The 423-nt window shown below is 47.0% G+C and carries 1 pseudogene; it reads left to right on the top strand.

Annotated features, from left to right (window positions below):
• Window positions 1-423: pseudogene (locus BHE89_RS21260) on the top strand (RNA-guided endonuclease InsQ/TnpB family protein); the annotation flags it as partial.

Below are 423 nucleotides of genomic sequence, written 5' to 3'. Positions count from 1 at the left end.
CCGTGCTGATTTTCAACACAAACTCTCTCGTGCAATTGTTGACGAAAACCAAGCGGTAATTGTCGAGACACTGAAATCGGCGAATATGATGAAAAACCACTGTCTGGCTCGCGCTATCGGAGATGCAGGCTGGCATGGTTTTATCACAAAGCTGGAATATAAAGCCGTAGAAAAAAGGCGTCCATCTGGTAAAACTGGATCAATGGTTTGCCAGTTCGAAAACCTGTCATTGCTGCGGTCATAAAATGTCAGAAATGCCACTACATAAGCGTATCTGGCAATGCCCTGAATGTGGAGTTGAACATGACCGAGATATCAATGCGGCAATCAATATCCGACACAAGGGCATATTGGAATTACACGCGGCGGGACTCGTCGTTTCAGCCCATGGAGACCCGCGTAAATCCGTCGTACAGAGGGTTG

This window comes from Shigella sp. FC1967 (assembly GCF_001743005.1).
GTDB lineage: Bacteria > Pseudomonadota > Gammaproteobacteria > Enterobacterales > Enterobacteriaceae > Proteus.
Note: the sequence above shows the minus strand (reverse complement) of the source record. Positions and strands in the feature narration are given on the sequence as shown.